This window comes from Embleya scabrispora, assembly GCF_002024165.1.
In the GTDB taxonomy this organism is placed as follows: Bacteria; Actinomycetota; Actinomycetes; order Streptomycetales; family Streptomycetaceae; genus Embleya; species Embleya scabrispora_A.
Window position 1 is genome coordinate 922,173 of the sequence record NZ_MWQN01000001.1, and the last position, 18,689, is coordinate 940,861.

The following is an 18,689-nucleotide window of genomic DNA, read 5'->3' on the forward strand; positions in this document are numbered from 1 at the left end:
CCCGCCACGACCCGCCGCTCCGGGTGGGAATCCCCCGGATACCCCCCGAAGTCCTCACCTCTTTCCCGGCCCACTCCTGACGACGGGGGCACCACCGTCGGCAGGGAACACCACGACCGCATCGCGGGGCCAGGTCACATGGAGGTCGTATGGCTCGGCCTGACCGAAGGACACGACCTTGGCGACTTTGCTTTTCCAACTGTCGGTATCGTACTTCTCATTCGGATCTATCGTGTCGTTCCACGTGAGGTCGGCCTGAATACGCACCACTTTGTCCCCGTTCGGCAGGACGCTGACCACCGCGTTTCCTTGGGCATTGAAGTCGCCGACATTCTTGTTCGTACCGTGTAGGTATTGGTAGCCGACGAAACCCTCGCCATTCTCGATGGCCATGTGATCCGTCATGTCGAATCTCGAGTACGTTGTCCGGCGATCGACCGCATCCTGTGCTATCTGGAGGAAATACGGCGGCAGTTTCGTATTGTTTGACTCGTCCATACCTCCGGCCTCGAGCACCGTGTTCAAATTTTGATTGCTGTTCATGTACTCGTTCCAGTCCGCGTCGTCGCGGATCGTCCAGTCACCGCCGCCACGCAGATACCGCGCGAGGATCTCCCGCCCGGCCCAGTCGCTGTTGAAGTTGAGTCCCTTGATTCCAGCGCGGTCGCCATCGCGGTTCATCTCCTCGCGCTGTTCGCCGGGGTCCTGCCGGGTCAGTGCGTCGAAGCCCTTGTCCAGGGACTGCAATGCGGTCTGGATCATCGTTCCCATGGAGCGATAGCGCGCGAAATCCTTGGCCGCCTGCTCGATGTCGCGTGCCGCGCTCTCGGCCGAGCCGTGGTGTTGCTCCTCGAGCCCCTTCGCCTGCCGAAGGATCGACGCGAGTTCGGCGCCGGCCGCGTCGGCCTCTGTCGCCAGTTGTCTCGCGCGGGCTTCATCGGCCTGGCTCGAACCGCCGCCGAACATCATGGTCTTCACGATCTGGTCCAAGGAGTGTTCGGCGGTGTCTTTGCGCCGTCGGGCGGTGAGGGCCTGGTTGTCCAGCGATGTGCGGGTTTGCTGATAGACGGTCAGCGCCGACAACCAACCGGCAAGACTCAGCTGCACGGTCTGGAGCGAATCGCGCAGGACACCGAGGTGCGGCACCAGATCCGTGACCCGGCGCTGGAATTCGTTTCCGGCTCGCCCCTGCCAGGCCGCGGGTCGCAGCAGGGTCGCGTCCAATTCGGTCTGTACCTGGCCCATCTGGACGACCACACCGCGAATCTGCGCCAGCAGCGCGTCGACGGCGCCGGGGATGCCGGGGGTCGGATCGAACCGCAGTCCGGGGAAGTCCTCTTTCGCCCCCATCAGGCGAAGAACTCCCTGATCCGCGGCGACCCGGACGCGGGCGCCTCGTCGGCCGGCGCGACCGTCGAGGCCGCTGTGACCGGTGGGGCCGTCGTGGCCGGCGGCGTCTGCGGCGCGGTCATCGAATTGGCGACGGCGTGCTCGGTCGTGCCGTAGTTGCGTCTCGCCACGCCCAAGCCCTCGCGTAATTCCGATATCTCCCCACGGAATGTGTCGACGTTCTCCTTCCATTTGTGGTTGAAGGCCGAGCAGGACCGATCCAGGCTCTTGTGCCCGGTTCGAATGGGTCCGGTCTCCTCGAGTGCCTTGAGAACCTGCCCGGCGGCGTCGGCGCACGCCGCGAACCTCTCCGCCAGCCGGTCGAGCCAGTCGAGATCGACCACGAATTGCTCGGACACGTCGAACCTCGATTCCATCCCGGACATATCGCCCTCGGCGTGCCCGCTCGTCGACAGAACTGATGAGATGCAGACGGTAGTCGATCGCACACGCGTGCGGCAGGACGAACCCGCCTTCCCGGTGGGGCTGCGCGACAGCGGGGTGGGTGGGGCGGGAGAATGCCGGGGGATGGTTGGTGATGATGTGGATCGGGACGTGACGATGTCGGTGTCTGGGCAGCAGGGTTCGGAGCAGGGTGCGCCGGAGGATGTGCATCGGCTGATCGCCGAGGAGCTCGGCGTTCGTGAGGGGCAGGTCAGGGCGGCCGTCGAGTTGCTCGACGGGGGCGCGACCGTGCCGTTCATCGCCCGCTACCGCAAGGAGGTGACCGGGACCCTCGACGACACGCAGTTGCGCACACTGGAGGAACGGCTGCGCTACCTGCGGGAGTTGGCCGAGCGTCGGGTCGCCGTGCTGGCCGCAATCGAGGCGCAGGGCAAGTTGGACGACGCGCTGCGGGCGCAGATCATGGCGGCCGACTCGAAGGCCCGCCTCGAGGACATCTACCTCCCGTACAAGACCAAGCGCCGGACCAAGGCGCAGATCGCCCGCGAAGCCGGCCTCGAACCGCTGGCGCTCGGGCTGCTGGGGGATCCGTCGCGCGATCCGGTCGCCGCCGCCGGGGCGTTCGTCGACCCGGACAAGGGCGTCGCCGACGCGCAGGCGGCGCTGGAGGGCGCCCGGGCGATCCTGGTCGAGCGCTTCGCCGAGGACGCCGACCTGATCGGCGCGCTGCGCGAGAAGATGTGGACGCGCGGGCGCGTGGTGGCCAAGGTGCGCGAGGGCAAGGAGGAGGCGGGCGCCAAGTTCGCCGACTACTTCGACTTCGCCGAGCCCTTCACCCGGCTGCCGTCGCACCGGATCCTGGCGATGTTCCGGGGCGAGAAGGAGGACGTCCTCGACCTGACGCTGGCCCCCACCGCGGACGCGGCAGAGGAGGGCGACGGTCCGACCGAGTACGAGCGGGCGATCGCGCACACCTTCGGGATCACCAACCGTGACCGCCCCGCCGACAAGTGGCTCGCGGACACCGTGCGCTGGGCCTGGCGGACCCGGATCCTGGTGCACCTGGGCATCGACCTGCGCGGTCGGCTGCGCCAGGAGGCCGAGGACGAGGCGGTCCGGGTGTTCGCCGCCAACCTGCGCGACCTGCTGCTGGCCGCGCCGGCCGGCACCCGCGCCACGATGGGCCTGGACCCGGGCCTGCGTACCGGGGTCAAGGTCGCGGTGACCGACGACACCGGCAAGGTCGTGGCCACCGAGACGATCCATCCGCACGAACCGCGCCGCCGCTGGGACGAGTCGATCGCCACGCTCGCGCGCCTTGCCGCCGCCCACCGGGTGGACCTGATCGCGATCGGCAACGGCACCGCCTCGCGCGAGACCGACAAGCTGGCCGCCGAACTGATCGCCAAACACCCGGAGTTGGGCCTGACGAAGGTGATGGTCTCCGAGGCCGGCGCCTCGGTGTACAGCGCCTCGGCCTTCGCTTCGCAGGAACTCCCGGACCTGGACGTGTCGTTGCGCGGTGCCGTGTCGATCGCCCGCCGACTCCAGGACCCGCTGGCCGAGTTGGTCAAGATCGACCCGAAGTCGATCGGTGTGGGCCAGTACCAACACGACCTGTCCGAGCTGAAGCTGTCGCGGTCGCTCGACGCCGTCGTCGAGGACTGCGTGAACGCGGTCGGGGTGGACGTCAACACCGCCTCCGCGCCGCTGCTCACCCGGGTGTCCGGGATCGGCGCGACGCTGGCCGAGAACATCGTGCAACACCGGGACGTCAACGGGCCGTTCAAGACCCGGCGCGATCTGAAGAGCGTGGCGCGGCTCGGCCCGAAGGCGTTCGAGCAGGCGGCCGGCTTCCTGCGGATCCCGGCCGGCGACGACCCGCTGGACGCCTCCTCCGTGCACCCCGAGGCCTATCCGGTGGTGCGCCGGATCGTGGCGGCGGCCGGGGGCGACGTCCGTACCCTGATCGGCGCGGCGCCGAAATTGCGTGCGCTGGACCCGAAGGCGTTCACCGACGAGAAGTTCGGGCTGCCGACGGTCACCGACATTCTGCGCGAGTTGGAGAAGCCGGGGCGCGACCCGCGACCGGCGTTCAAGACGGCCACCTTCAAGGAGGGCGTCGAGAAGTTGTCCGACCTCCGGCCCGGAATGCTCCTGGAGGGCGTGGTCACGAACGTGGCCGCGTTCGGCGCGTTCGTGGACGTCGGCGTGCACCAGGACGGCCTCGTACATGTGTCGGCGATGTCGAAGACCTTCGTGAGCGACCCGCACGACGTGGTCAAGTCGGGGGACGTGGTCCGGGTCAAGGTGCTCGACGTGGACATCCCCCGCAAGCGCATCTCGTTGACGCTGCGGCTGGAGGACGAGGCGCCCGAGCGCGGGGGACGCGACGGGCGGTCCGGGGAGGGGCGCCAGGCGAGTTCGCGGCAGGGGCAGGGGGGTTCGCGCCAGGGTCCGGGCGGCTCCCGGCAGGGCCAAGGCGGCGGGGCCGGCGGTGGCCAGGGGCGCCGAGGCGCGCCGCCGAAGCAGAGCCGTGGGTCGCAGCCGCCCGCCAGTGGCGGCGGCGCCATCGCGGACGCGCTGCGGCGGGCCGGACTGGTCGAGTAGGCGCGGTTGTTCGGCTGATCGTGCGCGCGAGCCGGGTGGGCCCGCGGACCCGCCCGGCTCGCGCGCGGTTCGCCGGCCCGACCCGCGCGCAGGTGCCCCGCACCCCGTACGGGCGCGCCGGGTGTCAACCCGCCCGGGCCGCCGGCGGCGCCAGCGCCCGGAGTACCGACACGCGGGTCACCCCGTATTCGGCGAGCAGGTCGGCCACCACCCCCGGGCCGGACGTGAGCGCGAGCAGGATGTGCTCGTCGCCGATGTGCTTGTCCCCGCGCTCCAACGCCTCCCGCAGCGACGTCTCCAGCACCCGCTTGGCCCCCTCCGTGAACGGCCCGGGTGCCGCGCGCCCGCCGAACGGCCACACCCGCCGGCGTCGCGGCGCCACCGCCAACGCGCCCTCGCCGTGCACCTGTTCGACCCTGGCCACGATCTCGTCCACGTCGATCCCGAGGTCGGCGAGCGCGGCCTGATCGGCGGGTGACACCCCGCCGCGCCGGCGCGCCCGGGCCAGCGCCCGCATCACCTCGTCGCGATGGGCGACGAATCCGATCGTCGCCAGTGCGACCGCCGCCGGCGTACCCTGCCCGTCCAGCAACGCCGCGAGCATGTGCTCCTCCCCCACCTCGCCGGCCTCGGCGCGTTGCGCGTGCTCGACCGCGCCACGCACCACGGCGCGGGCGTCGGCGGTGAACCTCTCGAACATCAGTTCCTCCCGTGCTTCTTGTGCACTGCCTGACGGCTTACGCCCAGCTCGGCGGCGATCTCCTGCCACGACCAGCCCTGCACGCGCGCGCTGCGCACCTGCACGGCCTCGAGCTGTTCGAGCAGCCGCCGCAGCGCGGCCACGGCCCGCAGGCCCACGCGCGGATCACGGTCCCCCGCCCTACTGGCGAGGTTGGTTGCTTCGGTCATGTCTGTCAACGTACGTTGACATGCAGCATCTGTCAACCGCAGTTGACACTCGAATACTCGCCCACCCGAAACCGCCCTGCCGATAAGGTCGCCACCCATGCGCATTCTTGTATTGGGTGGCACCGCGTTCGTGGGCCGGGCGATCGTCGAGGACGCACTGCGCGAGGGCGCCGACGTGACCCTGTTCGGGCGGGGACGAACCGGATCGCACCTGTTCCCGGACCTGCCCCGGCTGATCGGCGACCGCGACACCGGCGACTACGCGGCGCTGCGCGACGGCGAATGGGACGCGGTGGTCGACGTCAGCGGCTACGTCCCGCGCCACGTGAACCAGGCCATGGCCGCACTCGGCGACCGGGTCGGCCGCTACCTGTTCGTCTCCAGCCACGCCGTATACGTACAGACCGGCGTCGGCCCCGGCTCGGACGAGGACACCCCGCGCCGGCCACCCCGCCGCGACACCGAAGAGCTCGACAACGACACGTACGGCCCGTGCAAGGTCGCCTGCGAGGACGACGTCCTCGCCCGATACGGCGACCGCGCCACGATCGTGCGCCCCGGCAAGGTCGTCGGCCCCCACGACGTCCAGGAAACCTTCACCTACTGGGTCCGCCGAGCCGCCCGCGGCGGCCGAGTGGCCGTACCGGGCGACCTCGACCAGCCGGTACAGGTGGTCGACTCCCGCGACCTGGCCCACCTGGTGACCCGCCTGCTGACCGACGACCGCCCGGGCGCCTTCCACGCCGTCGGCCCGGCCGAGCCCACCACGCTGGGCACCCTGATCGAAACCTGTGCCGGCGTGGCCGGCGCCGACGTCGAACTCGTCCCGATCCCCATGGACGCGGTCTCGGCCCCCTTCCCTTTGATCGCGCCGAAGGCCGAATGGCCCACCCGCCAACGCAGCGCCGCCCGGGCCCGGGCCGCCGGCATGCCGGCCACCCCGCTCCCGGTCACGGTGGCCGACGTCCTCGCCTGGGACCGCCGACGCGGCGAACCCCCGCTGCCACGCGGCCTGTCCGCACAGGAGGAGGCCGCCCTCCTCGCCGGCACGTAACCCAGCCCCCGAAACACCGCAACCTCACCCCGGACAACGCCCGCGGTACACGAATGCGGCGGCGCCGGTCGCACTCCCGGGCGCCGCCCCCGGCCGACCACCAAGCCCCAGGTCAGCCCCGCATCCACCCCGGTCCGGCCCCCTGCGGATCTTTGATATGGTTCTCCACGTCGCCGCGCGAACACAGGGCGACCACCCGGTCCGGGTGGCGGAATTGGCAGACGCGCTAGCTTGAGGTGCTAGTGCCCGAAAGGGCTTGGGGGTTCAAGTCCCCCCTCGGACACAGAACGTGACACCGACTTGTGCGGGTCGAGGCTTGCCTCGGCCCGCACTTGTTGCGTTGTCGGATGAATCGGTATGCATCGGTTCCGGCGATCGGGAAGGCCGAGGCCGGGTCCGGTTCCCGTCGGTCAGGGTTGTCCCGTCGGGTTGCCGCCGGACGGCGGTGGGGGTTGGGTGTGGAAGGTCACGCCGGAGAAGTCGCGGCCCTGGAGGACTGGGCCGTGTTGGGTGCCGCCGGTGATGGTGTTGGTCACCGGGGCGGCGGCCGGCGTTTCGGTCAGTGGGGCCAGTTCGTCGAGCAGGGCTCTCAGCTCGGCTGCCGCTGCCGGGTCGGCCTGTAGGGCTCGGCGGAGGCGGGTGCGCCATTCGGCTTCGATGTCGGCCGCCACGATGTCGTTGCCCGCTGCGCGGGCCGTGGTCAACTCGCCCTGGGCGGCGTCCAGTTGTTGTTCCGTGGTGGATGGTTCGGAGCCGGTTCGGGTGAAGAAGGCGGCCAGGCGCGTGCGGGCCTGGGCCCAGGATTCGGAGACCATCAGGCCGACCAGCGTGGCTGCTCCGGATGCTGCCAGCGTCATCAGTTCCGGTTCCATCGGGCCCCCGTCGTCGCCGCCGTAACGAACTCGCGTTCCGTTTGTGGTGATGCGTCGTGTACGCATTCTCGCGCACCGGCGGCGCTGGAGGGGTCGAGTCGGGCACACTCGTCACCGGTCAACCCGGTGGTGGTGCGCCGCCCTGGAGGCGGTCCAGGTCGGAGGCACGGACCTGGATGACGAAGAGGGCGATCACCGCGGCGACCACCGCGAAGATCGCGGCCACGATGAAGGCCGAGGAGACGCCGCTCGTGAGTACCTGGTCGCTCCACGGTTTGGGCAGCGCGCCCGTGCGGTCGAATTCGGCGCGTTGGGCCGGGGTGGCCTGGGACAGGAAGGCGGGGACCTGGTCTTTCGCCTCGTTGCGGTTGGCCGTGCCGAAGACGGTGACCAGGATCGACAACCCGAGCGAACCGCCCACCTGCTGCATCGCGTTGAGCAGCCCGGAGGCCGCGCCCGTATCGCGGGCCCGCACGCCGGAGACCGCCATCAGCGTCAGGGACACGAACTGCATGCCCATGCCCACCCCGAACACCAGCGTCGGCCCGAGGATGCTCCCCAGGTAGGTGCTGTGCACATCGGTACGGGTGAGCCAGCCCAGCCCCGCCGCCGCGAGCAGCGCGCCGCCGACCATGAACGGCTTGGGCCCGTAGCGCGGCAGCAGCTGCGAGGCGAATCCCGCGCCGACCGCGATCACCGCGCTGATCGGCAGGAACGCGAGCCCGGTCCGGAGCGGGCTGAAGCCCAGCACGTCCTGGACCCACAGGGTCAGGAAGAAGAACATCCCGAAGATCGCCGCCGCCAGGCACAGCATGATGCCGTACGTACCGGCCCGGTTACGGTCGGCGAACATCCTCAGCGGGGTGATCGGCTGCCGGGAGTTGCGCTCGATCGAGATGAAGAGCGCGAGCAGCACCACGGCCGCCGCGAACGCGCCGAGGGTGAACGCGTCGCGCCATCCCTCCTGCGCGGCCCGGATGAATCCGTACACGAGCGAGCTGATGCCCAGCGTGGAGGTGAGCGCGCCGAGCAGGTCGAAGTGCCCCGGATGGCGCTCGGATTCGCGGATGTAGCGCGGCGTGGCCAGCGCCAGCAGCACGCCGATCGGCACGTTGACGAAGAACACCCACCGCCAGTTCAACCACTCGACCAGGACCCCGCCCGCGAGCAGCCCGATCGCGCCGCCACCGGCGGACACCGCCGCGAACACCCCGAACGCCCGGTTGCGGGCCGGACCCTCGGGAAACGTGGTGGTGATCAGCGCGAGTGCGGTCGGCGACGCGATGGCACCGCCGACACCCTGCAGCGCGCGGGCGGCGAGCAACTCCGGTGCGTTCTGCGCGAATCCGCCGAGCAGCGACGCGATCGCGAACAACAACACGCCGAAGATGAACACCCGGCGCCTGCCCAGGATGTCGCCCGCGCGCCCGCCGAGCAGCAGCAGCCCGCCGAAGGTCAGCGTGTACGCGTTGAGCACCCAGGACAGGCCGGTGGTGGAGAAGTCCAACGACCGCTGGATGTGCGGCAGGGCGATGTTCACGATGGTGATGTCCAGGACCACCATCAACTGGCAGGAGGCGATCACCGCGAGCGCCGCGCCGTTGCCGCCGCTTCGCTTCGGTGCTGCGGCGGTCTGCGAGGGTGTCGCGTTCGGATGCGCCATGGTGAGTCCCGCCGGGGGTTACGACCGCCGAGGCGTCGGTGCGACGCCCGCCGGCGGTGCGGGCCGTACCGGACGGGCCCACTCGTTCGACCGTAAACCCGCACCGGCCGACCCACCACCGGGCACCGCGCGGGGTCGGGTCGGCGAACCCGCGCGGTGGAACCGGGTCAGGACGTCCGGGGGGTGGCGCGCACGCCCATGTGGAGGTACCGGCTGCCGTCGGCGAGGCGGTAGAAGACCACGCTGTCCCACAGCGCGGCGCCCTCGCGCTGCCCGACGAAGGTGGTCTCGTCGACCGGGGTGAGCGTCAGCTCCATGTCCGGCGAGATGTCGGCCAGCTCGCCGGTGGTCTGGATGAGCATGTGCAGCCGACCGTCCCGGACCGAGAGGGTGGTGCGGTTGCCCACCCGCTCGTAGACGCCGGCGTACTGCTCGACGTCCACCTCGGCCGGGGTCTCCGGCGGGCCCAGCTGCGGCGACATGGTGACGCCGGCCAGCGTGGCGAACAGCTCGGCGCCGAGCCCGCGTTGCAGAGCCGAGGTGTCGCCGCCGTTGGCCAGCAGGCACACCACGGTGCCGGTGTCGGGCACCACCCACAACATCGCCGACTGGCCGATGGTGTTGCCCGCGTGCATGATCACCCGGTGGCCGGACCACTCGTCGAGGATCCACCCGATCCCCCACTGCGGCGCGAGCGTGTACGGGTTCGGCAGATCCACCTGCGGCTCGGTCATCCCCGTCGGCTCGGCCAGCAGCTCGGTACCCAGGTGTGCCCGGCCGAAGGCGACCACGTCGCTCGCCCGCGCGCAGATCAGGCCGGCCGGCCCCATCGCCCGCGGCAGACCCCACACGGAGGTCGCCTTGCCGTCCTCCACGTGCCCCGTTGCCGCTCCGAACCGCAGCACGTCCTCGGGCAGCGTCCAGGTGTGGGTCAGGCCCAGGGGCTCGCAGATCTGCTCGCGCAGCGCCGCGTCCCAGGTCTTGCCGGTCAGCCGCTCGATGATCCGGCCGGCGATCACGAAGCCCGTGTTGCAGTAGGAGAAGCTCTCCCCGATGGGGTGGTTCTGGGTCAGGTCCGCGCAGGCCGCGACGTACTTCTCCAGACAGTCGTCGCCGCGCCCGGTGTCCAGGAACAGGTCGCCGTCGATGCCGGAGGTGTGGGTCAGCAGTTGCCGCACCGTCACCGACTTGGTCACCTCGGCGTCGGCGACCTTGAACTCGGGGAGCAGGTCGACGACCGGGGTGTCCAGGGTGAGCCGGCCCTGCTCGGCGAGGAGCACCAGCTGGGTGGCGGTCCAGACCTTGGTCACCGAGCCGATCTGGAACAGCGAGTCGGTCGAGACGGGCGTACCGGTGTCCCGGTTGAGCACACCCGCGGCGAAGCTGTGCACCTCGCCGCCGTGCCAGAACGCGAGGCTCGCGCCCGGCACGTCGAACTCGGCGATCAGCTCGGCGAGGCGGGCATTCCAGTGCGCGGTGTCGACGACGGTTCCGGTCATGGGGCCTTCTTTCACGGGAGTCCGGAGGCGTACGGGCACGCTACGCGGACGACGCCCCGCTGCTGATGGTCGCGACGACGAACCCGAGCGCCGGTGTTCGTGTAAACGCACAATCAGCGGGCGCGGTCGCCCCGACCCGCCCGAACCAGGCCGGATTCGTACGCCACCACCACCGCCTGGGCCCGGTCGCGCACGTCGAGCTTGGTCAGCAGATCCGCCTCCCTCCGCTCCAGAGCGGCCGGCTCCTCCCGTATCGCCGCGGCGATCTCGCCGTCGCCCTTGCCGGTCGCGAACAGGCGCAGCAGCGCCACCTCGGCCGGACTCAGCCGAGCCAGCCGCTCGGGTTCGGACGCGGGGTCGGCGCTCACCACCGGCACCGCCACCGGCGTCGCGGCGGGCGGCGGCTCCGGCTCCTCCCCCGCCAGCGGCAACGTCGCCGCCACCCGGAAACCGCCGTCGGCGACCCGCCCCGCCTCGAACGACCCGCCGTGTACGGCCACCCGCTCCCGCATCCCGACCAGCCCGTGCCCACCACCGGTCATCGCGTAGTCGCCGACGACCACCTCGCCGCCCCCGTCGTCGCGGATCTCCACGGCGACCGCCCCCGGCAGGTATTCCAGCCGCACCGTCGCCGTCGCCGCGTTCCCGGCGTGTTTGCGGGCGTTGGTCAGCGCCTCCTGGGTGATCCGGTACACCGCCAGACCCACCGGCAGCGGCAACGCGCGCGGCGCGCCCAGCACGCGCAGCTCGGTGGGCAGCCCGGCCAGGCAGGATTCGGCGATCAGCCGGGCCAGGTCGTCGACGCCGGGCTGCGGCGCGACCGAGGCCGCCTGGTCCGGGTCGTGGTCGCTGCGCAGTACGCCGAGCAGCTGCCGCATCTCGCCGAGCGCCACCCGGCCGGACGCCTCCAGGGTGAGCAGCGCCGCGCGGGCCGCCTCCGGGTCGCGGTCCAGGCTGGCCCGGGCGCCCCCGGACATCAGGTGCATCGTGGTGATGTGGTGCGCCACGATGTCGTGCAGTTCGCGGGCGATCCGGCGGCGCTCGTCGGACAGCGCCCGGTCGGCCAGCAGCGCGCGGTTGACCTCGAGCTGTCCCTGCCAGTGCCGTACCGCGGCGCTGACCCCGAGCACGAGGAGGGTCGCCACGACGTCGCCGCTGAACAGCCAGAGGAAGGACTCCGACGCGTTTCGATATCCCGTCGCCTGGGCCGCCAGTGTGGCCAGGGCCGCGAGCGCGACGGTCCGGGGCCGCCCCGCCAGGCCGACCGTGTACAACGCCACGGCCAGCGTGATACCGAAACGTTGCGGCATCGCGAGAGCGGTGTTGAGCGTCACGATCAGGGCGAGCGTGAACAACAGCACCGCCACCGGCGACCGACGGCGAAAGATCAGGCTCGCCGCCGTCGCGACCATGACCAGCGCGCCGACCGCCCGCTCCCCCGGCCCGGCCGAGGGCAGCGTGAGAAACAAGCCGAACAGGTCCACGGCCCCCGCCACCGTGGCGATCAGGACGTCGGCCCGGGTACCGGCGTGGGCGCCCCGCCACCCGGTCGCCGACCCGGAGCCGGATTCGGTGGCGGTGAGGTCACGCCCGGTGACGGCCCTGCCGAGTGCGGCCATGGACACGGGGCCGTAGCCCATCCGGGGTCTCCTTCCATGGGGAACGGCGTGCCAGTATTCCACCGTGGCGGAATAGGAACGAATCGCCGCAATATCCGCCCGCTCCGTGCAGCGCGCGCTTCCCCGGGGATGTGCCCTCCTCGGCCCGGACCCGCGAGTCGCGGGTCCGGGGCCGGGAGGGCTCGCGGTAGGCCCGTGGATCAGGCCCCCGCCGCCGCGCTCCCCGCCCCAGGGGCGCGTCGGCGAACGCCCCCGACAGCAGGTGTCCGGCACCCGGCGCGAAGGCCGGCAGGTCGAGGGCGCGCAGCATCTGATGCACCGTGCACACCGCGGCCGAGACGACCGGCTTGCCCAGTCGCTGTTCGGCGTCCTCGATCGCGGCGAGCGACGGCATCTGTACGCACGCCGACAACACCACCGCGTCCGCGTCGGCATGTGCGAGCCGGTCCGCGATGTCGGGCAGGCGCAGCGGGTCGTGCGCGGCCACGTCGAGGTTGTCCGGGATCTCCAGCGCCTCGAAGTCCAGCACCTCGATCCCCTCGTGCCCGAGGTAATCCACCACCGTGCGGGTCAGCGGCAGCATGTACGGCGCGACCAGCGCGACCTTGCGCGCGCCGATCGTGTGCAGCCCGTGCACGAGGGCGCCGGCGCTGGTGACCACGGGCGCGGGCGCGCCGTTCTCGACGGTGCGCCCGTGCAGGCGCTCCTCGGAGACCCGGTGGTAGCCCAGTCCCATGCTCATGATCGCCACCAGGCACGCGTAGCCGAGCACGTCCACCCGCGCGTCGGACAGTTCGACGGCGCAGCGGTCGGAGTCGGCGTCCATCGCCGCCAGTTGCTCGGGGGTGACGTGGGTCATCCGCATCCGGCTGGAGTGGAACGTGAAGCGCTCCGGGGCGACCGTCTCGCGGGCTCGCAGGATCGCGGGCACCTCGGTTTCCATCGTGACATTGGAACTCGGCACGATCTGGCCGACGCGGTAGGGGTGTTGACGCACGGGAGGGGCCTCCTGCTGGTGCCGGTAAAGCTGATGCCGATAAGAGGGAGCGGGGCGGGTTCGGGTCAGCGGGCGTCGATCACCGGGTTGGTCAGCGTGCCGATGCGCTCGACGGTCGCCTCGACCACGTCGCCCGGTCGCAGGTATTGCGGCGGGACCTGGGCCGCGCCGACCCCGGACGGCGAGCCGGTGGAGATCACGTCGCCGGGCTCCAGGGTCATCCCGGACGAGATGTCGGCGATCAGCCGAGGGATGTCGAACAACATGTGCCGGGTGTTGGACTTCTGCTTGACGTCGCCGTTGACCCGCAGCGACAGGTCGAGGGCCTGGGCGTCGGGGATCTCGTCGGCGGTGACCACGGCCGGGCCGAACGGGGCGTAGGAGTCCTGGCCCTTGGAGAAGAACCACTGCCCGGAGCGGCGCTGGTCCCGGGCGCTGATGTCGTTCATGATGCTGTAGCCGAACACGTGGTCCCACGCGTCGGCTTCGCTCACCTTGTAGGCGGTTCGGCCGATCACCACGGCGAGTTCGCATTCCCAGTCGAGCTGTGCGGTCAGGTCAGCGTTGTGCAGGATCGGGGCGCCCGGGCCGGTCACCGCGGTGGCGGGCTTTCCGAACAGCACCGGTCGCTCCGGGAGTTCCTTCGCGGTGTCGAGCGTGCGGTTGGACTCGGCCACGTGCTCGACGTAGTTGAGCCCGATGCCGATGATCTTCCCGGGGCGCAGCGGCGCGAGCAGCCGCACCTCGCCGGTGGGGTGCACGGTCCCGGCCGGGCGGTCGGCCGGCGCGCCGGCGAGCAGTTCGCGCGCGGTGTCGAGCGCGTCGGCGCCCGCCCGGATGAACGACAGCAGGTCGCCGGGGAGTTCGACGCCCGCGGCGGCGGCCAGGGCGGCCAGGTCCGTCACGTGCGCGCCGTCCTCGGCGCCCAGGCGGGGCGACGAGTCGCCGACGGTGTAGGTGACCAGGCGCATGGGGTGTCCTCACTGTCTTGCGTCCGGGCGGCGCGGTCGCGGCGCCTCGGGTGATGGGTGTGCGGGATGAACCGGCTCAGCCGGCCGGCGTCGGCTGGTGGCCGTCGTTGTCGGCGTACGCCTCTTCGCGGAAGAAGCCCAGCGAGCGCATCACGGGGAAGTCGTTGAACGAGAACAGCACCGCGTCCTCGCCCTGGTCGAGGTTGGCGTGCTCGTGCCAGGCCCACGCGGGCACCGCGAAGACGTCGCCCTCGTGCCATTCGAACCGCCGTCCGGCCACGATCGAGACGCCGTGGCCCTTGGCCGCGGTGTACACGACCGAGCCGGTGTGCCGGTGTGCCTTCGTCGCCTGGCCGGCGCGCAGGAGTTGGATGTGCGCGCTCATCGTGGGCATCACCGAGCCGCCGGTGGCGGGGTTGGTGTACTCCATGATCAGGCCGTCGTACGGCGATCCCTCGCTCGCCTTGGCCAGGTCGAGCAGCGCCTGGTAGGTGGGCTCCCATGGCCAGGCGAGCAGCGGCGAGTAGGGCCGGGTCCACCGTTCGATGCCGTACGGGACGAGGTTGCCGCCGTAGGTCAGGACGGAGGAGTTCACCACCTTGCCGGGCACCTGGTAGACGTCCGGGTGGACCTCGTAGAAGCCCGCGTCGAGCGCGTTGACCAGCGGAATGTCCAGGCCGTCCTGCCAGATCACCGGCGTGTCGTCGGACTCGTTGCCGTGCTCGTGCCAGGTCCCGTTCGGGGTGATCGCGAAGTCGCGGGCGCCGACCCGCAGTTTCTCGCCGTCGACGATCGTCCAGGCGCCGGTGCCTTCCAGGACGAACCGCAGCGCGGCGGCCTGGTGGCGGTGCGCGGTCATCGACTCGCCGGGCCCCATGATCTGCAGGCCGGTGTACAGCAGGCCCGCGGCGGCGCTGATGTCCCGGCGGCCGGGGTTGACCAGCATGACCACTCGGCGGCCGGCGTCGTCGGCCTTGACCAGGTCGAGCGCCTTGCGCACCAGCGGGCGCAGTTCGGCGTAGCGCCACAGTGTGGGTACCGACTTGGGCTGCGGGTACCAGGGTTCGATCTCGTTTGCCACGGTCCACAGCGCGCCGGCCTCGCGGTCGGCCAATTCGGCGTAGTAGGCGCTCAGTTCCGGGGTGTCGGTGACTCGGGCCCGGCCCAGCATGTTGTCGTCCTGGGTGGTCATGTCTCCTCCTCGGGTACGGGGATCGCGGCGGGGGCGGGGGGCGGTGCGGCGGCGGGGTCGTGGGTGAACGTGATCGGGGACCGGGGCCGGTTGTCCACGTTCAGCGCGAAGACGTCGAAGCGGTTGTAGTGGCCGACGATGTCGTGCATCTGCTTGGGCTGGATGCACTTGGCGAGGTCGATGTCGGCGTAGACGATGCCCTCGTCGTCGATCAGGGGTTCGCCGACGGGGCGCCCGTCCGGGCCGAACACGCCGGAGTAGGCGCTGCGTTCGCGGCCCAGCTGCTTGCGCACCTCGTCGTCGTCGCCGGCGATGGCGTCGACGATCTCGGGTGAGATGGTCGAGCAGGCGACCACCGAGAAGACCTTGCCCTCGAAGCTGTGCGCGGCGGTGCGGACCGCGATCGCGTCGGCCATGTCGTAGTCGGCGGGCGCCACGGGCAGCGCGATGTAGCTCGCGGCGTGCACGAGTTCGCCCTGGGCGAGCAGGGTGAAGCGGGCCAGGGTGTTGGTGTTCTCCCCGCAGGCGAGCACGCCGAGCGGGCCGATCCCGGTCGGGTGCACGCGCAGCGAACTGCCGTCGCCGCCGGTCCAGGTCAGCTTCTCCGCCCAGGTGGGCACCAGCTTGCGGTGCACCCCGATCAGTTCGCCGTCGGCGTCGATGGTCAGCATGGTGTTGTACAGCACGCCCATGCTGTGCGGGCCGCGCTCGTTGACGCCGATCACCACCACCGCGCCGACCGCCCGGGCCGCCGCGCGCAGCGTTTCCACGTGCGGGCCCGGCACGTCCACCGAGGACCGGTACAGGCGTTCGTACCAGGGCGAGCCCTGGACCGGGTTCATCGTCCAGTTCCAGTACGGGTATCCGGGGACGAACGCCTCGGGGAAGACGATCAGTTCGGCGCCGTTGCCGGCGGCCTCGCGGATCAGTGCGACCGCCTTGGCCACGGTGGCGGCCGCGTCCAGATAGACCGGCGCGGCCTGGACGGCGGCGGCCTTGAACCGGGGCGGGTTGTCGCGTTGTGCGCCGGTGAGCACGATCGGCGGGGTGGGACCTGTCATGGCGGGCTCCTCGTGGTGCGCTGTTCGGTCGGCGGATACGAGGTCGGGGTGTCGGGTCACCCCCGGCCGGGTGCGGCGACCAGGCGGGTGTCGGTTTCCGGTCGCCACCGCCTCGGCACGGTCTCGACCTGTGCGCGCGACAGGTGCAGCCGCGGCGGCACCCGATCACTACCCGCGCCGGGCGGTTTGCGGCTGCCCGGCCGCCAGGCGTTCGGCCAGGGCGCGCCCGGTCCGGCGTAGCCCTGGTCGGCGGCGGCGTGCAGCGTCCACAGCGGGTCGTACAGGTGCGCGCGGCCCACCGCGCACAGGTCCGCCCGGCCCGCGAGCAGGATCGAGTTGACGTCGTCGTAGGTGGAGATGGCGCCGACCGCGATGGTCGGCACACCGGTCGCGTTGCGGATCAGGTCGGCGAACGGCGTCTGGTAGCCGCGTCCGTAGGCGGGTCGCTCATACGGCACGACCTCGCCCGAGGACACGTCGATGGCGTCCGCGCCGGCCGCCGCGAGCGCCCGGGCGATCCGTACCGCCTCGTCCTCGGTGGTGCCGCCCTCGGCCCAGTCGCTCGCCGAGATCCGCACCACCAGCGGCTTGTTGCTCGGCCACACCGCCCGCACGGCGGACAACACCTCGATCGGGAAGCGCAGTCGACCGGCGAGCGAGCCGCCGTATTCGTCCTCGCGCAGGTTGGTCAGCGGGGACAGGAAGCCGGAGAGCAGATGGCCGTGTCCGTACTGGAGTTCCAGCGCGTCGAAGCCCGCCCGGTCGGCGCGTGCGGCGGCGGCGGCGAACGCGGCGGTGATCGCGTCCAGATCGGCCCGGTCCGCCTCGCGCGGGCGGAAGTCGCCGTCGGCGTCCCAGGCGATCGCGGACGCGGCCACGGTCGGCCAACCTTTCGGACCCAGCGGCGCCCACGTGCCGTCGGCGTCCGGCACCGAACCGGCCGCGCGCCGCCCGGCGTGGGTGAGCTGGATGCCCAACAGGGGTCCGTTCGGGACCTGTTCGCGCACCCGGGTGACCACGTCGCGCCAGGCCGTCTCCTGCGCGTCGGACCACAGGCCCGGACAGGCGGCGGTGGCGCGGCCGTTGGGCAGTACGGCGGTCATCCCGGCGAAGACCAGGCTCGCCCCGCCGAGCGCGAGCGCACCCAGGTGGGCGGCCTCGAACGGGCCGGGGAAGCCGTCCACGGCCGCGTAGGTGGCCATCGGCGGGACCACCACGCGGTTGCGCAGCCGGACCGAGCCGAGCCGGAAGGGTTGGAACATCGGCGCCGCGTCCACCCGGTCCGGTCGCCCGGCGGTGAACGCCGCGTCCACCTGCGCCACGAACGCCGGGTCGCGCTCGGACAGGTTGGCGTGGGTGACCCGGCGGCTGCGGGTGAGCAGGTTGAAGGCGAACTGCTCGGGCGCCTGGCCGACCGCCCGGTCGATGTTCTCGAACCATTCCAGGCTGGCCTGGGCGGCGCGCTGGGTGGCGGCCACCACCGGCTTGCGCTCGGCCTCGTAGGCGGTGAGCGCGGTCGGGATGTCGGCGTGTTCGTTCAGGCACGCGGCCAGGGCGAGGGCGTCCTCCATGGCGAGCTTGGTGCCCGAGCCGATGGAGAAGTGCGCGGTGTGTGCGGCGTCGCCGAGCAGGACCACGTTCTCGTGGTGCCAGGTGGCGTTGCGCACCGTGGTGAACCGGATCCACCGCGAGTTGTTCGGGATCAGCCGGTGTCCGTCCAGGTGTTCGGCCAGCAGCGCCTCGCAGCGCGCGATGCCCGCCTCGTCACTGGCCCCGCGCGGCAGCTCGCGACCGGCGAACTCGGCGAAGCCGCCGCGCCGCCAGGCGTCTTCGGCCAGCTCCACGATGAACGTGCTGCGCCGGTCGTCGAACGGATACGCGTGCACCTGCACCACGCCGAAGTCGTGCTTGTCGACGATGAAGGTGAACGCGTCGAAGACCTTGTCCGTACCCAGCCACATGTAGCGGCAGCCGCGCTCGTCCAGGTCGGGCCGGAACACGTCCGCGTAGCGCTCGCGCACGGCGGAGCGCACGCCGTCGGAGGCGACCACCACATCGTGTGTGCGCGCCAGTTCGTCCACGGGCGGGGCCTCGGTGCGGTAGCGCAGGTCGATGCCGAGCGCCGCGCAGCGCTCCTGGAGGATGCGCAACAGCCGCTCCCGGCCGAGCGCGGCGAACCCGTGCCCGCCCGAGGTCAGGGTGCGTCCGCCGTAGCGCACGTCGACGTCGGTCCAGCGGGCGAAGCCCTCGGACATCGCGGCGAAGATCTCCGGGTCTGCCTGGGCGATGCCGTCCAGGGTCTCGTCGGAGAACACCACGCCGAAGCCGAACACGTCGTCGGGTGCGTTGCGCTCCCACAGGGTGATCTCCGACGCCGGCGAGAGCTGCTTGGCGAGGGCGGCGAAGTACAACCCGCCCGGCCCGCCGCCGATGACTGCTATGCGCACA

14 protein-coding genes, 1 tRNA gene and 1 pseudogene are annotated in these 18,689 nt (G+C 71.4%); 3 read left to right on the forward strand and 13 right to left on the reverse strand.

Going from position 1 to position 18,689, the window contains the following annotated elements:
• Positions 1-54: 54 nt before the first annotated feature.
• Entirely contained in the window at positions 55-1,350 is a 1,296-nt protein-coding gene (locus tag B4N89_RS04275; protein ID WP_078974525.1) for a hypothetical protein, read from the reverse strand.
• Complete coding sequence (locus tag B4N89_RS04280) at positions 1,350-1,733, reverse strand: hypothetical protein (RefSeq protein ID WP_143657834.1); 384 nt, start codon at positions 1,731-1,733, stop codon at positions 1,350-1,352. Before B4N89_RS04280 ends, B4N89_RS04275 begins: the two co-directional genes overlap by 1 nt.
• Before the next feature lie 217 nt (positions 1,734-1,950).
• On the opposite strand from B4N89_RS04280, the gene B4N89_RS04285 reads away from it, so the two are divergent.
• On the forward strand, positions 1,951-4,404 hold the full coding sequence (locus B4N89_RS04285) for a Tex family protein (protein ID WP_078979102.1): 2,454 nt from the start codon (positions 1,951-1,953) through the stop codon (positions 4,402-4,404).
• Positions 4,405-4,528: 124 nt separating this feature from the next.
• Here B4N89_RS04285 and B4N89_RS04290 read toward each other — a convergent pair whose 3' ends face one another.
• Positions 4,529-5,104 (reverse strand): Clp protease N-terminal domain-containing protein, encoded by a 576-nt coding sequence (locus tag B4N89_RS04290; protein ID WP_078974527.1) that lies wholly within the window; start codon positions 5,102-5,104, stop codon positions 4,529-4,531.
• Positions 5,104-5,313, reverse strand: coding sequence for a helix-turn-helix domain-containing protein (locus B4N89_RS04295; RefSeq protein ID WP_078974528.1), 210 nt, complete (start codon positions 5,311-5,313; stop codon positions 5,104-5,106). The genes B4N89_RS04290 and B4N89_RS04295 overlap by 1 nt, the downstream gene beginning before the upstream one ends.
• A gap of 97 nt (positions 5,314-5,410) precedes the next feature.
• On the opposite strand from B4N89_RS04295, the gene B4N89_RS04300 reads away from it, so the two are divergent.
• Positions 5,411-6,367, forward strand: a complete 957-nt coding sequence (locus B4N89_RS04300) for an NAD-dependent epimerase/dehydratase family protein (protein ID WP_078974529.1) — start codon at positions 5,411-5,413, stop codon at positions 6,365-6,367.
• A gap of 199 nt (positions 6,368-6,566) precedes the next feature.
• Positions 6,567-6,650 (forward strand) — tRNA-Leu (locus tag B4N89_RS04305).
• Positions 6,651-6,777: 127 nt separating this feature from the next.
• Here B4N89_RS04305 and B4N89_RS04310 read toward each other — a convergent pair.
• The 9 genes and pseudogenes from B4N89_RS04310 to B4N89_RS04350 all read right to left on the reverse strand — a co-directional run bounded on the left by B4N89_RS04310 (position 6,778) and on the right by B4N89_RS04350 (position 18,688).
• Complete coding sequence (locus B4N89_RS04310; protein ID WP_321170676.1) at positions 6,778-7,224, reverse strand: hypothetical protein; 447 nt, start codon at positions 7,222-7,224, stop codon at positions 6,778-6,780.
• A 133-nt stretch (positions 7,225-7,357) separates the two neighbouring features.
• Positions 7,358-8,902, reverse strand: coding sequence for an MFS transporter (locus tag B4N89_RS04315; RefSeq protein WP_078974531.1), 1,545 nt, complete (start codon positions 8,900-8,902; stop codon positions 7,358-7,360).
• Between the two features lie 167 nt (positions 8,903-9,069).
• Positions 9,070-10,401: a serine hydrolase domain-containing protein gene (locus tag B4N89_RS04320; RefSeq protein ID WP_078974532.1), complete on the reverse strand. Its 1,332-nt coding sequence runs from the start codon at positions 10,399-10,401 to the stop codon at positions 9,070-9,072.
• A 113-nt stretch (positions 10,402-10,514) separates the two neighbouring features.
• Complete coding sequence (locus B4N89_RS04325; RefSeq protein ID WP_078974533.1) at positions 10,515-12,041, reverse strand: histidine kinase; 1,527 nt, start codon at positions 12,039-12,041, stop codon at positions 10,515-10,517.
• A 211-nt stretch (positions 12,042-12,252) separates the two neighbouring features.
• Positions 12,253-12,963, reverse strand: a pseudogene (locus B4N89_RS04330) (maleate cis-trans isomerase family protein); the annotation flags it as partial.
• 119 nt (positions 12,964-13,082) lie between these two features.
• Entirely contained in the window at positions 13,083-13,988 is a 906-nt protein-coding gene (locus tag B4N89_RS04335) for a fumarylacetoacetate hydrolase family protein (protein ID WP_078974534.1), read from the reverse strand.
• 76 nt (positions 13,989-14,064) lie between these two features.
• Positions 14,065-15,180 carry a cupin domain-containing protein gene (locus B4N89_RS04340; protein WP_078974535.1) on the reverse strand — a complete coding sequence of 372 codons (1,116 nt, stop codon included), beginning with the start codon at positions 15,178-15,180 and terminating at the stop codon, positions 14,065-14,067.
• The gene (locus B4N89_RS04345; protein WP_078979103.1) at positions 15,177-16,241 is read right to left on the reverse strand and encodes a carbon-nitrogen hydrolase family protein; all 1,065 of its coding nucleotides are present in this window, start codon (positions 16,239-16,241) and stop codon (positions 15,177-15,179) included. Before B4N89_RS04345 ends, B4N89_RS04340 begins: the two co-directional genes overlap by 4 nt.
• 56 nt (positions 16,242-16,297) lie before the next feature.
• Positions 16,298-18,688, reverse strand: coding sequence for an FAD-dependent monooxygenase (locus tag B4N89_RS04350; RefSeq protein WP_161500615.1), 2,391 nt, complete (start codon positions 18,686-18,688; stop codon positions 16,298-16,300).
• Position 18,689 lies beyond the last annotated feature (1 nt).